Genomic DNA, 15,153 nt, shown 5'->3' on the forward strand with positions numbered 1-15,153 from the left:
CGGAACGGTGTCCCCGCGGCCTCTGACCTGCGCCTTCATGGTCAGTGCCTCGTGCGGGGCCGCTCGGAACGCGGCGTCTCTCCCTCGGGTGCCGGTCTGTGAGAACCCGGTTGAAGCGGGTGTACCCACAGGACGGCTGTCGCAAGCGCGGAAACTTGCTGATGTCAGCGTGCCTGTCAGCGGACACACAGTCAAGGGTTCCGCCACGGGTCGGTCCTGCGCCGTCGTCCACCGGACGCGGCATAGCGACTTTAGCGTACGAAAAGCGGGGCCTGGCCACATTTGTCCGTCAGCCATCCGACGGCCGGCGAAACCGCCTCTGACCAGGGAATTCAATGTCCAGAAACGGGGCAGGCGAGGACCCTTGCGGGTCCTCGCCTGCGCCGAGGTGAAGCGGTGGAGCTCAGGTCACTTGAGGGTGACCTTGGCGCCCTCGCCCTCGAGCTTGGCCTTGGCGGCCTCGGCCTTCTCCTTGTTGACACCCTCGAGGATCGCCTTGGGGGCGGCCTCGACGGCGTCCTTGGCCTCCTTGAGGCCCAGGCCGGTCAGCTCACGCACGACCTTGATGACCTGGATCTTCTTGCCACCGTCACCCTCGAGGACGACGTCGAACGAGTCCTTCTCGGCCTCGGCCTCGGCCGGGGCAGCAGCGCCACCGGCGGCGGCGACGGCGACCGGCGCGGCCGCGGTGACCTCGAAGACCTCTTCGAACTGCTTCACGAACTCGGAGAGCTCGATCAGCGTCATTTCCTTGAACGCGTCAAGCAGCTCGTCGGTGCTGAGCTTCGCCATGTCTGGCAACCTTTCGTTGTTTCTGTGAATGGAAAGTCGAACTTCCGCGCGGCCTGATCAGGCCTCGGCGGAACCGTCCTGTGCGCGCTTGTCCTGCAGAGCCGCGGCCAGGCGGGCGACCTGGGCGAGCGGGGCCTGGAACGTGGCCGCCGCCTTGGTCAGGTTGCCCTTCATGGCGCCGGCGAGCTTCGCCAGCAGCACCTCACGGGACTCGAGGTCGGCGATCTTGCTGACCTCTTCGGCCGAGACGGCCTTGCCCTCGAAGACGCCGCCCTTGATGATCAGAACGGGGTGGGCCTTGGCGAAGGCACGAAGGCCCTTGGCCGCCTCGACCGGGTCCCCGCCCACGAAGGCGAGCGCGGTAGGACCGGTGAACAGCGTGTCGAGGCCCTCGATACCCGCGTCGGTCGCCGCCCGCTTGGCGAGCGTGTTCTTCGACACGGAGTACTTGGTGTCGTTGCCCAGCGAGCGCCGCAGCTCGGTGATCTCGGAAACCGTGAGGCCGCGGTACTCGGTCAGCAGGGTGGCCGCGGAGTTACGGAAGTTCTCCGTGAGCTCGGCGACGGCAGAGGCCTTGTCGGCCCGGACCGGCTTGTCCGCCATGTCCCTCCTCTCTCAGTGCTCAGCCGCTGGCCGGAACTTCTCAGCGGGCCCGAGCACGAGAAACGCCCCGGCGCAGGGCGCACGGGGCGGGACATGGACACGTTGCCGCGTCGACATGATCACGAACCGTTCTCCCCTGCGCGGGCCGCCCGAATGCTGCGGGACCTTCGACCGCCACTTCCGTCAAAGACAGAAGGGCGACGACCAGCGGTCTATGGGTGGAACTTCTCGGCAAACTGTACGCGAGCGCGAGCGCTACCTCCAAATCACCGTCATGAGCGGCTGCGGCGCAGGCGCCCGTAACCGCCGAGGGCAACCGCGCACCACAGCGTCGTCCAGCCGGCGAGCAGCCAGAACGTCCCCGCCGAGGGCAGGTGGTCGGCGCTCAGCGCCCGCGCCGTCGCCATCACCGGCGGCACCAGCCACGGTGCGACCGAGCCACTCAGACCGAGCACGACCACCAGCACGGAACCGGTCACCAGCACGATGAGACCGTTCCGAACGGTCCGGGTCACCGCTCGGCTCGCCAGGGCACCGAGCGCCACCGCGGCCGGCACCGCCAGCAGATGGGCCAGGACGCCGAGCGCGACGCCGGCCGCCAGGGACGGCTCGGCGGAGCCGGGCTCCGGGGAGCTGATGGCGTGGAACGGCCACCACGGCACGAGCAGGGCCACGACGCAGAACGCCAGAGCCAGGAGCGTGGCGGCCAGGAGCCCGGCGGCTGCCTCGCGGCGGGCGCCGACGGCGAGGCGGGCCAACCGCCGCTGGCCGTCCGGCTCGGCGTCCAGCACGAGCTTGGCCTGCCAGGCCAGCACCGGGAAGAGCATCACGGCGGAGTAGCCGTAGGCCGGGGCAGCCGGCGACTGGCCGCCGCCGTGGATGACGCCGAGCAATGCCAGGGCGGCGATCAGTGGAGCGAGGGCACGACCACCGCGGACGAAGGCGGCCAGGCGCATGCGGACGAGGGCGATCACCGGACCACCCCGTCACCCGCGGCGTCGGCGCCACTCGTGGGCTGCTCGGCGTCTCGAGGCTCCGCGCTGCTGGGCCACGGTCCGCCCGGTGCGCGTATCCCCAAGATGCGGTGACCGTCCGCACGCAGCCGGGCCACCGTGTCGTCGGCGTCCGCGCGGCGGACGGCGACCTCGACCACGACCTCGTCGCGGTCACCGAACCGGTCGGCCGCCGGGTCGACGTGGACGGTGCCGTCGGCCACGACTTCGTAGCGGTCATCGGCCGGGTCGGCCGCAGGGTCGACGTGGACGGCGCCGTCGGCCACCGTCCAGCGGATCGCGGCCGGCAGGCCGGCGATCTCGCCGCGGTGGTCGCTGACCAGGACCGCTCCCCCAGCCGCGGTGACCTCACCGACGATGTGCGGGATCAGCGTGCGGGCGACGGAGTCGAGGCCCTCCCAGGGCTCATCCAGCACCAGCAGGCCCGGCGGGACGAGCAGGGCCTGGGCCAGGCCGACCTTCTGCGCCGTGCCCTTGGACAGGTCGGCCAGCCGGGTGTGCCGGTGCGCGGCGAGACCGAGACGCTCGACCCAGTGCTCGACCCGGGCGGTGCCGCGCAGCCCGCGCAGGGCCGCCATTCGCGTCAGATACTGGTCGGCGGTGAAGGGCTGGTCGGCCGGGAAACGCTCGGGGACCCAGCCGACGACCGGCGGTCTGTCCCGCACCGCACCCCGGCCCGGGCGCAGCACACCGGCGGCGAGCTGGAGCAGCGTCGACTTGCCGGCGCCGTTGCGGCCGAGCACGACCACGGTGGAGCCGGGCGCGACAGTGGCGTCCACAGTCCGCAGGGTCCACCCGGCCCGGCGTGCGTACCGGAACCAGACCTGGTCGAATCGCACGCCGGACAGCTTGGCACAAAGAAAGCCCCCGGGATGATCCCCGGGGGCTTCCTGTGGACTCGTCAGGCGTCGGCGTTGTCGCCGCGCAGGTTCTTGACGACGTTCGGGTCGACCGGCACGCCGGGGCCCATGGTGGTGCTGACGGTGACCTTCTTGAGGTACTTGCCCTTGGCCGCGGACGGCTTGGCCCGCAGGACCTCGTCGAGGACCGCACCGTAGTTCTCCACCAGCTGCTCCTCGGAGAACGAGGCCTTGCCGATGATCAGGTGCAGGTTCGAGTGCTTGTCCACCCGGAACGTGATCTTGCCGCCCTTGATGTCGTTGACCGCCTTGGTCACGTCCATGGTGACCGTGCCGGTCTTCGGGTTCGGCATGAGACCACGGGGGCCGAGGATCCGGGCGATCCGGCCGATCTTGGCCATCTGGTCCGGCGTCGCGATCGCGGCGTCGAAGTCGAGCCAGCCACCCTGGATGCGGGCGACGAGCTCGTCCGTGCCGACCTCGTCGGCGCCGGCCGCGACGGCCTCCTCGGCCTTGGCGCCCTGCGCGAAGACGATCACGCGGGAGACCTTGCCGGTGCCGTGCGGCAGGTTGACCACGCCGCGGACCATCTGGTCGGCCTTGCGGGGGTCCACGCCGAGGCGCATCGCGACCTCGACCGTGGCGTCGAACTTGGTGGGGCTGGCACCCTTGGCGATCTTCACGGCCTCGGCCGGCGCGTAGAGCGCGTTGGGGTCGATCTGCTCAGCTGCCTTGCGGTACGCCTTGCTGCGCTGCATGTCTCTCTTGCTCCTGTGGTAGATGGCGGGACGCGCCGTTCGCGCCCCTCCCACGACTTCCGTCTGTGAACTAGATCTTGGCGACCTGGTTGAAGTTCAGCTCCACCGGCGTCTCGCGACCGAAGATGGAGACCAGTACCTTCAACTTCTGCTGGTCGGCATTAATTTCACTGATCGAGGCCGGCAGCGACGCGAAGGCGCCGTCCGTGACGGTGACCGAGTCGCCGACCTCGAAGTCCAGCACGCGGACCTCGGGCTTGGCCTTCTTCTCCTCGGCCTCGACGGCCGGGGCCAGCCACTTGAGCACCTCGTCGAGCGACAGCGGCGCCGGGCGGTCCACCCGGTCGGTGGCGCCCACGAAGCCGGTCACACCAGGCGTGTTGCGCACACACGAGTACGACTCGGGGGTGAGATCCATCCGGACCAGGATGTAGCCCGGGAAGACCTTGTTCTGCACCTGGAGGCGCTTGCCGTTCTTGACCTCGACCTCTTCGCGGGTCGGCACCTCGACCTGGAAGATGAACTCCTCCATGTCGAGGCTCGTGATCCGGGTCTCGAGGTTGGTCTTGACCTTGTTCTCGTAACCGGCGTACGAGTGCACCACGTACCAGTCGCCCGGGGCGTAGCGCAGCTTCTGCCGCAGCTCGGCGACTGGGTCGTAGTTCTCGTCCGCGTCCGGGGCTTCCACCTCGGCGGCTGGCTCTTCGCTGGCGGCCTCGACCGACTCGGCATCGTCCGCCGTCGCGACCGCGGACTGCTCGTCGGCGGCCAGGGCGGTCTCGTCGTCGTACTCAGGCACGCTTGCTCACTTCCGTAACTCTCAGCTTCAGTTGCCGAACGTCGCCAGGATGGCCTTGCCGAACCCGTAATCCAGGAGCGCCACGATCGTGGTCATCACGGTGACGAAGGCGATCACGACGCCCGTGTAGGTCAGCAGTTCCTTGCGGGTCGGCCAGATGACCTTACGCAGCTCGCTGACGACCTCGCGGAAGAAACCGCCGATGCGGTTGCCACCGCGCCGGCCCTCGCGCTTGGTCGACACGCTGCCGGACTCGGCCTTGTCGCCGCCACGGTTCTCCGGCTCGTCGGTCACCTCGACGGCGTCGTCCTGGACGTCGCTGTCGGTGTAGGCCTCGTCCTCGGGGCGGTCGCCTGCAGCGTCGTCACCGGGTCGCTTCCTCTCGGCCACTTCCGCCCTCTTCCGTCGTCGATGGGATGTCGCATCGGCGCCGTATGCGGCGGTCGGTCAAGCCGGCCGCCCGCCGCCGGGCGAACCGGCCATGGGGCCGGTCCGGTTACTGGGCCGATCGGTGCGCAGGGGTGACAGGACTTGAACCTGCAGCCTGCGGTTTTGGAGACCGCTGCTCTGCCAATTGAGCTACACCCCTTTGTGAGGCATCCTGCCCGTCGCAGCGCGAAAGGCAGGGTTCACTACCCCACGGCGGACCAGTGTACGGGTAGGTCCGCGTGATTCCCAACCCGGGCCTACCTCTTGCGGATGGTGGCCCTCGCGAGCGACAGCACCTTCTCGCCGCCGCAGGTCGCGGTCAGTTCCAGCTTGGTGAGTCCGTCGTCGGTGACCTCCTTGATCACCCCACTGATCACCACCTCGGTGCCCTCGTCGGTGTCCGGCACCGGCACCGGGCGGCTGAACCGCACGCCGAACTCGACGACCGCATCGGGCGCACCGGCCCAGGCCGTGACCGCGCGGCCGGCGAGAGCCATCGTGTACATCCCGTGGGCGATGACGCCGGGCAGGCCGACGCTCTGGGCGATCCGCTCGCTCCAGTGGATCGTGTTGAAGTCGCCGGAAGCGCCGCAGTAGCGGACCAGGTCGGCCCGGGTGACCGTGAACGTCTGGGTGGGCAGCGTGTCCGTCATGATCAGTTCTCCCCGCGCTGGACGAGCTTGGACCAGACCGTGACGACGGGCTCGCCGGCCTCGGTGGTGACCTCGGTGCGGGTGGTCAGGAAGTCGTGACCACCGCGCGAGGTGATCTCGTCCACCGTGTTCACACAGATGAGGGAGTCCCCGGCCACCACCGGGCGGGTGTAGGCGAACTTCTGGTCGCCGTGCACCACCCGGCTGTAGTCCAGGCCGAGAGCCGGGTCCGCGACGATCTGCCGGCTGGCCGCCATGGTGATCACGACCGGGAAGGTGGGCGGGGCCACCACGTCGGGATAGCCGGCCGCGCGAGCGGCCTCCGGGTCGTGATACTCGGCGTCGGTGGCGCCGATCGCGGCGGCGAACTCGCGGATCTTCTCGCGGCCCACGAGGTAGGGCGCGGTGGCCGGCCAGCTGCGGCCGACAAAGGACTGGTCGAGGGGCATGAGGCGAAACTACCTGCCCGTCACTGCCCGGGTAAACAGAAGTGGCGGCGACCCCATGAGGGTCACCGCCACGCCGTCGTACGAAAGATCAGCGGGTCTCGCGGTGCAGGGTGTGCTTGCCGTCCCGGGGGCAGAACTTCTTCAGCTCGATGCGGTCCGGGTCGTTGCGGCGGTTCTTACGGGTGATGTAGTTCCGCTCCTTGCACTCCGTACACGCCAAGGTGATCTTGGGACGGACGTCGGTCGCCTTGGCCACGGCGGGGTGCCTTCCTGCTAACGGGATTCACATACGACATACCAGCGTAGACGCTAGTCACGCGGACATGCAAAACCGGCGGACGGATGCCCGGGTTCGTACGGCATCCGGGACGGGTCCCGGATGAGTAGCGGTGGCCGGACTTGAACCGGCGACACAGCGATTATGAGCCGCTTGCTCTGCCATCTGAGCTACACCGCCGCGCCAGGCTCACGATCGAACGCCCTCACCGATCTTGGCGAGGGCGTAGGACGAACCCGGTTGGAGCCCCCTTACGGAATCGAACCGTAGACCTTCTCCTTACCATGGAGACGCTCTGCCGACTGAGCTAAGGGGGCGCGCGCGATCTCTCGCGTGATGCGCAGACAGAAGCTTACACGGCTGGCCAGCCCAGGTGAAATCGCCTCCCCCGCGTGGCGAAATCGCTGGTCAGCGGCTTGTCATCCGACGGCCCGCAACCGACGCACCTCGCCGGTCGGCGTCTCCTCGGGCTCGGTCTGGGCGCTGAGCCAGGTGTTCAGCCGCTCCACCGGCAGCGGCCGGCTGAAGAAGTAGCCCTGCCCGATCTCACAGCCCATCTCGGCCAGCAGATCGAAGGTGAGCTCACTCTCCACGCCCTCGGCGACCACGGTGAGCCCGAACTCGCGGGACAGCCCGACCACCGCCCGCACGATCGCCAGATCCCCGGAGTCCGTCGCCATCCCCTGCACGAAGCTGTCGTCGATCTTCACCTCGTGCACCGGCAGCTGGCGCAGATAGGACAGCGAGGAGGCGCCCGTGCCGAAGTCGTCGACCGAGAGCCGCACCCCGAGGTCGCGCAGCCTGTACAGGGTCGGCAGGGCCCGTTCGATCTCGCCGAGCATGCTGGGCTCGGAGATCTCGAAGGTGACCTGCTGCGGCGGCACTCGGTATTGCTTGAGCAGCTCGTGCACCTGGTCGGGGAAGCGCGGGTCCAGCAGGGTGCGCGCGGACAGGTTCACCGCGATGGAGAGCGGCCGGCCGGCGTCCGCCCACTCCCGGCAGTGCCGCAGGCCCGCGGTGAGCACCACCTCGGTCAGGCGGTGCAGCTGACCGGTGTGCTCGGCGACCGCGACGAAGTCCTCCGGGGAGACCTCCCCGTGCGCCGGGTGCTGCCAGCGGGCCAGGCACTCGACCCCGATCAGGTGCCGGTCCTGGATCGTGACCTTCGGCTGGAAGTGCACCTCGAGCTCGCCCGAGTCCAGGGCCCGGCGCAGATCGGCGGCCAGGCCCAGGCGGCGCACGGCCCGGGACTCCAGCGCGGGGTGGAAGAGCTGGACGCCGTACGGCAGCGCCTTGGCCGCGTTGGCAGCCAGCTCGGCGCGGCGCAGCAGGGCGTCGGGGTCGTCGCCGTGGTCCGGCTGCACGGCCACGCCCGCGGCGGTGTCCACGTCGAGGGTGAGCGTGCCGACGGCCATCGGGCCGCGCAGCTGCTCCCGCATCTCGGTGGCCAGCCGTACGGTCTCCTCGGTGCTCTCGGCCCGCAGCGTGACCACGAACTCGTCGCCGCCGATCCGCCCGACGAGCGCACCCGGGCCGGCGATCTTGCGCAGCCGCACGGCGACCTCGGTGAGCAGCTTGTCGCCGGCGTCGTGACCCATCGACTCGTTGACGTCACGCAGCCCGTCGACGTCGAAGAGGATGACCGCCACCACCTCACCGGGGGTCCGGATCTTGACGGACTCGGTGAGCGCGTCGGTGATCCGCCGGCGGTTGGGCAGCGACGTCAGCCGGTCGTGGTACGCGTCGTAGCGCAGCCGCTCGACGAGGCGCGAATTCTCCACCGCGGCGGCGGCGTGCGCGGCGATCGTCTCGACGACCTGCACGTCGCTGAGGGTGAAGTTCTTCAGGTCGCCGAGCCGGTTGATGACCTCGAGGGTGCCGATCACCGCCTGCCCCGACCGCAGCGGGACCACGATGCAGTCCTTCACCTTGGCCGCGCGCAGCACCGGCAGGAGATCACGGTCCGCGTCGATCTTCGGCCCGACGGCGACGCTGCGGCGCTCGGCGGTCGCCCGCTGGATCACCTCGAGCGGCGTGTTGCTGACGTCGAGCAGGCCCTGCGCCTCGATCTTGGAGGTGAGCATGACCTCCGGATGGCGGCCGCTCGCCGGCAGCCGTACCGTCGCGAACTCGGACTGCATCAGCGCCCGGGCCCGGACCAGGAGGGAATCGACCAGCGTGACGTCCTGGCCGGACTCGACCACGGCGTTGGCGAGCTCGTAGAGCTCGGCGAGCGTGTGGTGCTGTCGCAGGAAGTCCGAGTAGGAGGTGTACGCCAGGGTGAGCACGCCGGCGATCACGAACAGCAGGATCGCCGACCACCACGTGGTGTCCAGGGCGATGACGAAGACCAGGCCGATGACGATGCAGACCTCGGCGGCCAGCAGTCCGAGCCAGGAGACCCGCAGCATCTCCAGGCCCGCCTGCAGACTCTCCACGGTGACCATCACGGCGACCACGGCGAAGAGGCTGACCAGCGTGTTGATCGTGACCGCGGTGCCCAGCACGACCCACGTGACCGGGCCGGTGCCTTCGAAGGGCGGCAGGAGCGCCAGCGCGATCCCACCGCTGGCCGCGCCGGCGCTGGCGCGCGCGACGTTGAAGGCGAGCTTGTCCGGCGCGGCATTACGACGCAGCTCTTTGATGAGCATCGCGAGGGCACTCACGACCACCACGAGAACGGCGGGCGCGAAGTAGAAGCCGAGGACGAGCGGGATCTCGATCAGGTTGAGCACGAATCCGTGCCGCCGGATCAGGACGTACCGGTAGCCGATTCCCACGAGGACGAAGAACGGCAGCGCCATCAGGGCCGCCGGCCATTCCTTGTACCAACCGGAGTGCTGGTGGGCCAGGATCACGCTGAAGACGACGGTGATGATCGTCAACGTGCCGGTGATCAGCCAGACGTACTCAGGAGATCGTCGCGGTGGGGACTGCCGCCCTGCCATTCCACGCCCCTACCGCTCGGTGTACCCCATACGCGGTGCGCGGACCAGCGCAGTCCTCGGCCCGCTCAGCCCCACTCGAAGTCCATCTGCATCGCGGTCGCACCGATAGTCGCCGTGCCGGCGGCCACGGGCGCCGCGCCACTGCCGCCCGCGCTCGCGATGAGCGAGCCGCCGAACGCCAGACCGAGGGCCACGAACAAGCCGGCGGTGAAGCGGCCGAGCTTCTTTGCGGACATCTATGGCTCCTGTAATGAAGGTGTCAGTTCGGGGTGGGGTTCCATGATGGTGCCACACGCTGAGTACGTCAGACACCGCCGAACGGCGGGTCGGAACCGCACATCCCGAAATCTTGACTGAACGGCTGAGGTGTTCATGCAGTTAGGGCACACAAAATTGAGGCCTTTGGGCCCGATTTATCGCGAGAAGTGAGCGCAATTCGCTTCGGTTTGTCAGGCCAGCTTGACGTCAGGGAAACCTGACGGAAGACTGCGATTCATGACTACTCCCGACGAACTGGAGCAACAGCACACGCTCTCCACCGCCACAACGCGTTACGACGAGCTGAGGATGCGGGATGCCCTCGCGGCGATGACGGCGGACACCGACAACCCGCCGCTGACCCGCGAGGAAGCACTGGAGTTGCTGGCGCTCAGCGAGGTGGTCATCCGCAAGGCCGGCTATGGGCGGCAGGCGATGGTGCGGTCCGCCCGGAGCAGCGGGGCGTCGTGGAATCAGATCGGAGCGGCGCTCGGCACGAGCAAGCAGGCCGCGTGGGAGGCGCACAACCGGTGGATCGAGGAGCAGGCGCGTCAGCATGAGCTGACCGGGTTCGAGGGGCTGGATCCGGACGAGGCCTCCAACGCCCGTGGGCTGGCCGGACGCCCGGACTAGGCCGTGTTTCGTAGTGCCCGCAGCCATTGGTTGATGGCGGCGATGGTGAGGGTGGCTTCGTAGCGGACGGCGAGTTTGTCGTACCTGGTGGCCATGGCGCGGTGTTGTTTGAGCTGGTTGATGCCGCACTCCACGGCATGGCGCAGGCGGTACACCTCGGGGTCGAAGGCGGGCGGACGCCCGCCTTTCGACCCTTTGGCCTTGCGGTGCGCGTCCTGGTCGGTCTTGCTCGGGATGCACGCCCGGATGCCCCGTCGGCGCAGGTGGGCACGGTTGGCCTTGGACGTGTATGCCTTGTCCGCCAGCACCGTGTCGGGCCGGGTCCGGGGGCGGCCACCACCGGCACGGGCGACCCGCACTTTGGCCAGAACGGCGATGAGCTGCGGGCTGTCGCCGCGTTGTCCGGCCGTCACCACCATGGCCATGAGTTTGCGGCCCTGTTCGCAGGCCAGATGGGTCTTGGTGGTCCAGCCGCCGCGGGACCGGCCGAGTCCATGGTCGGCCGGCTCGGCGGTCAGGCCGCCGGGCGGTTCCTTCTGTCTCTGGCCGTCGCGGCGGGCTCCGGCCGCGTGCTGGTGGGCGCGGCTGATGGTCGAGTCCACGCTCACCGTCCAGCCGATCAACCCGGCGGCGTCCGCCCGGGCCTGCAACGTCGCCAGGATCTGCGTCCAGACGCCGTCACGCTGCCACCGCCGGAACCACCGATACAGCGTCTGCCACGGCGGATACACCGCTGGCACATCCCGCCACGGTGACCCGGTCCGGACCCGCCACCGGATCCCGTCGATGATCACTCTCATTGTCCATCTGCGCGGCCGATCACGACCCGTTCCCGCAGGCAGCAACGGTTTCAGCGCCGCCCACTGCCCGTCGGTCAGGTCATGTCGCCTCGCTGCCGCTACGCTCGGCACGAGGTCTCCGGTGTGAAGTTCTGGCTTGGTCGCTTGAACCAAATACCGGAGACCTCTTCAGTTATCGATCACCGCCACGCCGCACATCGACGCCTACGAAACACGCCCTAGAGGGCAGGGCTAGACGCGGTCGCCGGTCGCGGCCGGACGGTCGGTCGCGCTGTACTGCGACCACGAGCCCGGGTAGAGCCGGCCCACGCCGAGGCCGGCGTGCTCCAGGGCGAGCAGGTTGTGGCAGGCGGTCACCCCTGAGCCGCAGTAGGAGACGACGTCCGCGCCCTCCCCCACCCCGACGGTGGCGAACCGCTCGCGGAGCTCGGCGACGGGCAGAAAACGGCCATCGGCGCCGAGATTCTCCCGGCACGGCAGACTCCGCGCGCCGGGGATGTGGCCCGGCCGCGGATCGACCGGCTCGGTGTCACCCCGGAACCGCGCCGCGTCGCGCGCGTCGAGAACCACGGAAGAGCCGGCGGCCGCGTCATCGATGCCGGCCAGGCGGTCGGCGGGCCAGGGCCGTGGCGTGAAGACCGCCGGCGGCCGGTCCGGCTCAGCACGGACCAGTTCACCCTGGTACGCGGCCAGCCCGCCGTCGAGCAGCGCAGCCTCATGCCCGGTGGCGCGCAGCATCCAGACCAGTCGCGCCGCGATGACACCGCCGGCGTCGTCGTACCCGATCACCGTGTCGTCGTCGCCGATGCCCGCCGCGGCCATGCCCGCCGCGAAGACCTCGGGATCCGGCAGCGGATGCCGGCCGTCGGCCGGCGAGGCGGGCCGGGCCAGCCAGCGATCCAGATCGACGAAGACCGCACCCGGCAGATGCCCGGAGTCGTACGCGGCGCGCCCGGACCGGCCGTCCAGATACCAGCGGACATCGGCGAGGACCACCCGGCCGGCCTGCCCCTGCACCCACGCCTGGTCGACGACCGGATCGATCACGTTGACTCCTTACTTACTCACTCCTGCTGGGGCCGTCCGGGGACCTACTTGCTCGGGTCGTCCGCGGAGTTGCGCCGGCGGGGCCGGAAACGCACCAGGGCGACGGCGACCAGGGCGACGGCCAGCACGGTCGCGGTGAGTCTCGCGGTGCCGGTGAGCAGGGCCTGCCCCAGCACCATCAGGAGCAGGGCCAGGCCGAAGAGCAGGTGGTACAGGGCGGCGGCGCGCACGCCGGGGAAGTTTCGCGCCGTGCCGGCGGGGGCGTGGCCGGTGACCAGCATCCTGACCCCGAACAGGGCCAGGACGAGCCCGATCACGCCGCCGACCAGCAGCGTCGCCGTACCAAGGTTCATGGCCCTCAGTCTGCGCCGCCGCCGGCGCGCTTACCGGTAGTTCGTGAACTGCAGCGCGACGCCGAAGTCCTCGGCCTTGAGCAGGGCGATGACGGCCTGCAGATCGTCCCGCTTCTTGCCGGTGACCCGGAGCTGGTCGCCCTGGATCTGCGCCTGCACGCCCTTGGGACCCTCGTCCCGGATCTTCTTGCTGATCGCCTTGGCCTTGTCGGTCTCGATCCCCTCGATGACCTGGCAATCGATCTTGTACGTCTTGCCGGACTGCCGCGGCTCGCCGGCCTCGAGGGACTTCAAGGAGATGTTCCGCTTGACCAGCTTCTCCTTGTAGACGTCGAGCGCGGCGACGGCCCGCTCCTCGGTCTCGGAGGTGATGGTGACGCCGTTCTCCCCCGACTTGGCGATGACGGTGCCGGTCCCCCGGAAGTCGAACCGGGTCCCGAGCTCCTTCTCCGCCTGGTGGAAGGCGTTGTCGACCTCCTGGCCGTCGACCTTGCTGACGATGTCGAACGACGGGCTGGCTGCCATGATTCAGACTCCTGCTGGTGGGCCACGTATCGATGTCCGCGGAAGGCCGCGAGGGGCCCCCGACATGCCGACCGTACCCGGTTGTGAATCCCGCCGTGGGTATGGCTATCCTGTTCTTCGTCGCAGCGGGGGACCGCGGCGGCATGCCCAGGCGGGTTGCCCGAGCGGCCAATGGGAGCGGACTGTAAATCCGTCGCGAAAGCTACAGAGGTTCGAATCCTCTACCCGCCACCACAGGCACGAGAGGCCCTCGACCAGGCGTTATGCCGGTCGAGGGCTTTTTCGTGAGTCTCGCTCGGTGCCGCTTGTTCTCGCTATCTGGGCCCCATACGTCCCCCGAATGCCAGGCATTGATCAGGCGGCGAGGTCGTCCGCGTCGTCGGGAGGACCGCGAGACTGCCTCTGAGCTGCGAACAACGGCAGAAGCCGCTGTCGATCGTGCTGAGGCCAGGCAGCGTGGCGACAGCCCGCAGTTCATTGGCGTGATGGAAGACATCCGGGTTCCCCATCCGGTCGGCCGGCCACGCACCCAGCCGGACCGGGCCTCGGCCGACAAGGCGTACACCTCCCGCGCGAACGGGCTTACCTGCGCCGCCGCGCTCCCAGATCGTTTGGGTCGTCACGGCACCGGTGCGGCAACGGCGATGAAGGCAGCCCGTGGTGCCCATGCGGACCGAGCGCCCCAGCGGATCGGCTGAATCCGAGTGAGTGGTTATCGGCTCCGACTCTGCCGGCACCCACCGCTCGAAGCTCTCAAAAGCGTTCATCTAGTGACCAACCTAGAGGTAACGGGGACGACATCCATGAAGCGTGCGAGAAGTGTCCGGTGGGCAACCGGTCTGTTGCTGGCAGCAGTGTCGAGCACGACCGCAATCGCTGGCGTTTCTACGCCGGCGCAAGCAGCGACTCCGGGATGGACCCACGACGGCTTTGGTCCCGGTAACACCGGCTACAACTCCGCCGAGTCCGTCGTCAACGCCAGCACCGTCAAGAAGCTGAAGCTGAAGTGGCGCGCGGCGCCCCAGCCGGGTACCGATGGCTGCCAGGAACAGACCGCGCCAGTCGTGGCGGACGGCCGGGTGTTCATGATCGACGCCGGCGGCGTCGGGGCGTTCGACTTCAAGACCGGGCGACGGCTCTGGAGCAACGCCACGTTCATGGAGGACATGGTCCACCGAACCATGACAGTGGTGGGGGACATTGTGATCAGCACTGGCTACTACTGCTACGGCGTGAGTGATCCCAGCGGCCACATCGTTGCGCTCGACGCCAAGACGGGCAAGGTGCGGTGGACCCACCTCGAAGGTAACGCCACGGAACGCGTCGTTGCTCAAGGCGGCATGCTGATCAGTTACTCGATGTGCGAGGTCTGCTCGAGCTACTGGGTGAGCGGCTATCGGGTCAGCGATGGCAGTGAAGTGTGGGGACAGGAGGGCGTGTTGTCCAGCCCTGTCTCTGCTGGCGGGCGACTCTTGCTTACCGGCACTGGCATGGGTTCGTTCGGGGTCGCCGCCACAACTGGGAAGGTGCTCTGGCGGTCCGGCGTTCAGTGGTCCGTCCTTGCCGCGAACCCGGCCGGTGACCAGTTCTACGTTCGGGGACCCGACGACCAGCTCGCGGCTTTGAACGCCTCGACCGGCAAGGTGGTGTGGTCGGTGCCCGCCGCCGCGGGTCAGGTCGCCGCTGATGGCCGCCGCGTGTACGTCTCCCGACCGGGCAAGGTCACGGCCTACGACGCGGCCGACGGCCGCTCGCTGTGGCGCCGGGAGGGAGTGCCGGACAGCCGGCCCATTCGGGCCGGCGGTCTGCTATACGTGGCCGGCAGCATTCTGTCGCCCACGAACGGCTCGCTAGTGCTGAGCGCAACCTACAGTTCGCCATACCAGCACGCCGTAGTGGTGGGCGGTCAGGTCCTGCGGGTGAAGGGCTACGAGTTGCAGGCCTACGCTCCTTAGA

General features: G+C 68.9%; 18 protein-coding genes and 4 tRNA genes. 3 read left to right on the forward strand and 19 right to left on the reverse strand.

The features are described from left to right. Positions 1-408: 408 nt before the first annotated feature. From rplL to ACWEOZ_RS14740, 15 genes are all read right to left on the reverse strand, one after another. On the reverse strand, positions 409-792 hold the full coding sequence (rplL, locus tag ACWEOZ_RS14670; RefSeq protein ID WP_203776602.1) for a 50S ribosomal protein L7/L12: 384 nt from the start codon (positions 790-792) through the stop codon (positions 409-411). 57 nt (positions 793-849) lie between these two features. After that, on the reverse strand, positions 850-1,395 hold the full coding sequence (rplJ, locus tag ACWEOZ_RS14675) for a 50S ribosomal protein L10 (RefSeq protein WP_360551791.1): 546 nt from the start codon (positions 1,393-1,395) through the stop codon (positions 850-852). Between the two features lie 272 nt (positions 1,396-1,667). Then, the gene (locus ACWEOZ_RS14680; protein WP_451911183.1) at positions 1,668-2,369 is read right to left on the reverse strand and encodes a hypothetical protein; all 702 of its coding nucleotides are present in this window, start codon (positions 2,367-2,369) and stop codon (positions 1,668-1,670) included. Beyond that, positions 2,366-3,247, reverse strand: coding sequence for an ATP-binding cassette domain-containing protein (locus ACWEOZ_RS14685; protein ID WP_451911184.1), 882 nt, complete (start codon positions 3,245-3,247; stop codon positions 2,366-2,368). Before ACWEOZ_RS14685 ends, ACWEOZ_RS14680 begins: the two co-directional genes overlap by 4 nt. Positions 3,248-3,309: 62 nt before the next feature. After that, entirely contained in the window at positions 3,310-4,026 is a 717-nt protein-coding gene (gene rplA / locus ACWEOZ_RS14690; RefSeq protein WP_451911185.1) for a 50S ribosomal protein L1, read from the reverse strand. Between the two features lie 70 nt (positions 4,027-4,096). Further along, positions 4,097-4,825, reverse strand: coding sequence for a transcription termination/antitermination protein NusG (nusG, locus tag ACWEOZ_RS14695; RefSeq protein WP_451911186.1), 729 nt, complete (start codon positions 4,823-4,825; stop codon positions 4,097-4,099). A gap of 27 nt (positions 4,826-4,852) precedes the next feature. Beyond that, complete coding sequence (gene secE, locus ACWEOZ_RS14700; RefSeq protein WP_451911187.1) at positions 4,853-5,215, reverse strand: preprotein translocase subunit SecE; 363 nt, start codon at positions 5,213-5,215, stop codon at positions 4,853-4,855. Between the two features lie 126 nt (positions 5,216-5,341). After that, positions 5,342-5,414 (reverse strand) — tRNA-Trp (locus ACWEOZ_RS14705). A 97-nt stretch (positions 5,415-5,511) separates the two neighbouring features. Next, entirely contained in the window at positions 5,512-5,907 is a 396-nt protein-coding gene (locus tag ACWEOZ_RS14710) for a MaoC family dehydratase (protein WP_451911188.1), read from the reverse strand. A gap of 2 nt (positions 5,908-5,909) precedes the next feature. Continuing rightward, the gene (locus ACWEOZ_RS14715; protein ID WP_451911189.1) at positions 5,910-6,356 is read right to left on the reverse strand and encodes an FAS1-like dehydratase domain-containing protein; all 447 of its coding nucleotides are present in this window, start codon (positions 6,354-6,356) and stop codon (positions 5,910-5,912) included. Between the two features lie 88 nt (positions 6,357-6,444). Beyond that, positions 6,445-6,612 carry a 50S ribosomal protein L33 gene (gene rpmG, locus ACWEOZ_RS14720; RefSeq protein WP_067495822.1) on the reverse strand — a complete coding sequence of 56 codons (168 nt, stop codon included), beginning with the start codon at positions 6,610-6,612 and terminating at the stop codon, positions 6,445-6,447. A gap of 128 nt (positions 6,613-6,740) precedes the next feature. Next, positions 6,741-6,813, reverse strand: a tRNA-Met gene (locus tag ACWEOZ_RS14725). A gap of 61 nt (positions 6,814-6,874) precedes the next feature. Continuing rightward, a tRNA-Thr gene (locus ACWEOZ_RS14730) sits at positions 6,875-6,950 on the reverse strand. 102 nt (positions 6,951-7,052) lie between these two features. Then, positions 7,053-9,581 (reverse strand): EAL domain-containing protein, encoded by a 2,529-nt coding sequence (locus ACWEOZ_RS14735; protein ID WP_451911190.1) that lies wholly within the window; start codon positions 9,579-9,581, stop codon positions 7,053-7,055. A gap of 65 nt (positions 9,582-9,646) precedes the next feature. Next, a complete protein-coding gene (locus tag ACWEOZ_RS14740) occupies positions 9,647-9,817 on the reverse strand; it encodes a hypothetical protein (protein WP_451911191.1) in 171 nt (56 codons plus the stop codon). A 259-nt stretch (positions 9,818-10,076) separates the two neighbouring features. Here ACWEOZ_RS14740 and ACWEOZ_RS14745 point away from each other — a divergent pair, with 259 nt between their 5' ends. Then, on the forward strand, positions 10,077-10,472 hold the full coding sequence (locus ACWEOZ_RS14745) for a hypothetical protein (protein ID WP_451911192.1): 396 nt from the start codon (positions 10,077-10,079) through the stop codon (positions 10,470-10,472). Here ACWEOZ_RS14745 and ACWEOZ_RS14750 read toward each other — a convergent pair. The 4 genes from ACWEOZ_RS14750 to ACWEOZ_RS14765 form a co-directional block, all read right to left on the reverse strand. Further along, positions 10,469-11,383 carry an IS5 family transposase gene (locus ACWEOZ_RS14750; protein WP_451911193.1) on the reverse strand — a complete coding sequence of 305 codons (915 nt, stop codon included), beginning with the start codon at positions 11,381-11,383 and terminating at the stop codon, positions 10,469-10,471. The genes ACWEOZ_RS14745 and ACWEOZ_RS14750 overlap by 4 nt on opposite strands. Before the next feature lie 120 nt (positions 11,384-11,503). Beyond that, positions 11,504-12,319: a sulfurtransferase gene (locus tag ACWEOZ_RS14755; RefSeq protein ID WP_451911194.1), complete on the reverse strand. Its 816-nt coding sequence runs from the start codon at positions 12,317-12,319 to the stop codon at positions 11,504-11,506. 44 nt (positions 12,320-12,363) lie between these two features. Next, complete coding sequence (locus ACWEOZ_RS14760; protein WP_451911195.1) at positions 12,364-12,672, reverse strand: hypothetical protein; 309 nt, start codon at positions 12,670-12,672, stop codon at positions 12,364-12,366. A 30-nt stretch (positions 12,673-12,702) separates the two neighbouring features. Next, positions 12,703-13,197, reverse strand: a complete 495-nt coding sequence (locus ACWEOZ_RS14765; RefSeq protein WP_451911196.1) for a YajQ family cyclic di-GMP-binding protein — start codon at positions 13,195-13,197, stop codon at positions 12,703-12,705. Positions 13,198-13,347: 150 nt separating this feature from the next. Here ACWEOZ_RS14765 and ACWEOZ_RS14770 point away from each other — a divergent pair. Next, a tRNA-Tyr gene (locus ACWEOZ_RS14770) sits at positions 13,348-13,431 on the forward strand. A 569-nt stretch (positions 13,432-14,000) separates the two neighbouring features. Then, positions 14,001-15,152, forward strand: coding sequence for an outer membrane protein assembly factor BamB family protein (locus tag ACWEOZ_RS14775; protein WP_451911197.1), 1,152 nt, complete (start codon positions 14,001-14,003; stop codon positions 15,150-15,152). Position 15,153 lies beyond the last annotated feature (1 nt).

This window comes from Actinoplanes sp. NPDC004185 (genome assembly GCF_053603475.1).

Excerpts from the sequence above, each read along its gene's own strand:
- rplL (WP_203776602.1), bottom strand. The coding sequence starts at position 792 with ATGGCGAAGCTCAGCACCGACGAGCTGCTTGACGCGTTCAAGGAAATG.
- rplJ (WP_360551791.1), bottom strand. The coding sequence starts at position 1,395 with ATGGCGGACAAGCCGGTCCGGGCCGACAAGGCCTCTGCCGTCGCCGAG.
- rplA (WP_451911185.1), bottom strand. The coding sequence starts at position 4,026 with ATGCAGCGCAGCAAGGCGTACCGCAAGGCAGCTGAGCAGATCGACCCC.
- ACWEOZ_RS14710 (WP_451911188.1), bottom strand. The coding sequence starts at position 5,907 with ATGACGGACACGCTGCCCACCCAGACGTTCACGGTCACCCGGGCCGAC.
- ACWEOZ_RS14715 (WP_451911189.1), bottom strand. The coding sequence starts at position 6,356 with ATGCCCCTCGACCAGTCCTTTGTCGGCCGCAGCTGGCCGGCCACCGCG.
- ACWEOZ_RS14735 (WP_451911190.1), bottom strand. The coding sequence starts at position 9,581 with ATGGCAGGGCGGCAGTCCCCACCGCGACGATCTCCTGAGTACGTCTGG.
- ACWEOZ_RS14740 (WP_451911191.1), bottom strand. The coding sequence starts at position 9,817 with ATGTCCGCAAAGAAGCTCGGCCGCTTCACCGCCGGCTTGTTCGTGGCC.
- ACWEOZ_RS14745 (WP_451911192.1), top strand. The coding sequence starts at position 10,077 with ATGACTACTCCCGACGAACTGGAGCAACAGCACACGCTCTCCACCGCC.
- ACWEOZ_RS14760 (WP_451911195.1), bottom strand. The coding sequence starts at position 12,672 with ATGAACCTTGGTACGGCGACGCTGCTGGTCGGCGGCGTGATCGGGCTC.
- ACWEOZ_RS14765 (WP_451911196.1), bottom strand. The coding sequence starts at position 13,197 with ATGGCAGCCAGCCCGTCGTTCGACATCGTCAGCAAGGTCGACGGCCAG.
- ACWEOZ_RS14775 (WP_451911197.1), top strand. The coding sequence starts at position 14,001 with ATGAAGCGTGCGAGAAGTGTCCGGTGGGCAACCGGTCTGTTGCTGGCA.